The sequence below is a fragment of the Sphingobium sp. ba1 genome (assembly GCF_000743655.1).
In the GTDB taxonomy this organism is placed as follows: Bacteria; Pseudomonadota; Alphaproteobacteria; order Sphingomonadales; family Sphingomonadaceae; genus Sphingobium.
In genome coordinates this window covers 1-2,638 of the sequence record NZ_JPPQ01000032.1, presented here as the reverse complement: position 1 = coordinate 2,638, position 2,638 = coordinate 1, and the positions used below count along the sequence as shown (strand labels likewise).

1 rRNA gene is annotated in these 2,638 nt (G+C 53.0%); it reads right to left on the bottom strand.

The features are described 5' to 3' along the window. Positions 1-8 precede the first annotated feature (8 nt). Positions 9-2,638 (bottom strand): 23S ribosomal RNA (locus tag IL54_RS25750); the annotation flags it as partial.

Genomic DNA, 2,638 nt, shown 5'->3' with positions numbered 1-2,638 from the left:
TGAACCGTTTAAGCGCGAACAGAGCAATTAGGACTGGTTAGCTTCATGGATTACTCCACTTCCACATCCAGCCTATCAACGTCGTGGTCTACGACGGCTCGATGAAATCTTATCTCGAGGGAGGCTTCCCGCTTAGATGCTTTCAGCGGTTATCCCGTCCATACATAGCTACCCAGCTGCGCTCCTGGCGGAACGACTGGTACACCAGAGGTATGTTCAACCCGGTCCTCTCGTACTAGGGTCAACTCCTCTCAAATTTCGACGCCCACGGCAGATAGGGACCAAACTGTCTCGCGACGTTCTGAACCCAGCTCACGTACCACTTTAATTGGCGAACAGCCAAACCCTTGGGACCTGCTCCAGCCCCAGGATGTGATGAGCCGACATCGAGGTGCCAAACGATTCCGTCGATATGAGCTCTTGGGAATCATCAGCCTGTTATCCCCGGCGTACCTTTTATCCGTTGAGCGATGGCCCTTCCACGAGGGACCACCGGATCACTATGACCGACTTTCGTCTCTGCTCGACTTGTCAGTCTCGCAGTCAGGCGGGCTTATGCCATTGCACTCTAACAGACGGTTTCCAACCGTCCTGAGCCCACCATCGCGCGCCTCCGTTACTCTTTAGGAGGCGACCGCCCCAGTCAAACTACCCACCACAGAGGGTCCCTGTACCGGATAACGGTACGAGGTTAGACATCAGAAAACAGCAGGGTGGTATTTCACCTATGGCTCCACATCAACTGGCGTCGATGCTTCAAAGCCTCCCACCTATGCTACACAGCTCTTTCCTAATGCCACTCTGAAGTTGCAGTAAAGGTGCACGGGGTCTTTCCGTCTAACCGCGGGTACTCCGCATCTTCACGGAGAATTCAATTTCGCTGAGCATATCCTGGAGACAGTGGGGAAGTCGTTACGCCATTCGTGCAGGTCGGAACTTACCCGACAAGGAATTTCGCTACCTTAGGACCGTTATAGTTACGGCCGCCGTTTACCTGGGCTTCAATTCAGTGCTTGCACACCTCCTCTTAACCTTCAGGCACCGGGCAGGCGTCAGGCCCTATACGTCGTCTTGAAGCCGACTTAGCAGAGCCCTGTGTTTTTGCTAAACAGTCGCTACCCCCTGGCCTGTGCCCCCCATAAGAGCTTGCGCTTATATGGGGCCTCCTTCTTCCGAAGGTACGGAGGCAATTTGCCGAGTTCCTTCAGGATACTTCTCTCAAACGCCTTGGTATACTCTACCATTCCACCTGTGTCGGTTTAGGGTACGGTCTATACGGAGGGGCTATTTCCTGGGACGATTTCACAGCCTGGAGCAATCCAATAAGCCCAGACCATTTACACCATCCGTCACACACCTCCAGGCCCACGAATATTAACGTGGTTCCCATCGACTACCCCCTTCGGGCTCGTCTTAGGGGCCGGCTTACCCTGCTCAGATTAGCTTTAAGCAGGAACCCTTGGAATTTCGGCGACAGTGCATCTCACACTGTTAATCGCTACTCATGTCTGCATTCGCACTTCCGATACCTCCACGACCCATTACCAGATCGCTTCAACGGCCTACGGAACGCTCCGCTACCGCGTGATCGTAAACGATCACACCCTAAGCTTCGGTGCATCACTTTAGCCCCGTTACATCTTCGCCGCAGGATCTCTTATTTAGACCAGTGAGCTGTTACGCTTTCTTTAAAGGATGGCTGCTTCTAAGCCAACCTCCTGGTTGTTTTGGAAATCCCACATGCTTTCCCACTTAGTGATGACTTGGGGACCTTAGCTGTAGGTTAGGGCTGTTTCCCTTTTGACGACGGACCTTAGCACCCGCCGTCTGTCTGCCGGACTAGACTCGTTGGTATTCGGAGTTTGGTTAGTGTTGGTAGATCTCGCGACCCCCGCAACCATCCAGTGCTCTACCCCCAACGGCAATCATCCGACGCTCTACCTCAATAGATTTCGCGGAGAACCAGCTATTTCCCGGCTTGATTGGCCTTTCACCCCTAAGCACAACTCATCCGACAATTTTTCAACATTGAACGGTTCGGTCCTCCAGTGCGTGTTACCGCACCTTCAACCTGGTCATGCATAGATCGCCGGGTTTCGGGTCTAATGCATCAAACTGAAGTCGCCCTATTCAGACTCGCTTTCGCTGCGCCTACACCTAACGGCTTAAGCTTGCTTGATACACTAAGTCACAGACCCATTATGCAAGAGGTACGCGGTCAGGTCTCAAGGACCCTCCCACTGCTTGTAGGCATCCGGTTTCAGGTACTGTTTCACTCCCCTCATCGGGGTGCTTTTCACCTTTCCCTCACGGTACTGGTTCACTATCGGTCATGTACGAGTATTTAGGCTTGGAGGGTGGTCCCCCCATGTTCAGACAGAGTTTCACGTGCTCCGCCCTACTCGAGTCCTGATGCTTTGCTTTCACATACGGGGCTATCACCCGCTATGGCGTGCCTTTCCAGACACTTCTGTTAACTAAGCACCAGGCACTGGCCTGGTCCGCGTTCGCTCGCCACTACTAACGGAATCTCGGTTGATGTCTTTTCCTCCGGGTACTGAGATGTTTCAGTTCTCCGGGTTCGCCTCACCAAAGCCTATTTTATTCAGCTTAGTGATACCTCTCCCATTTAACACGG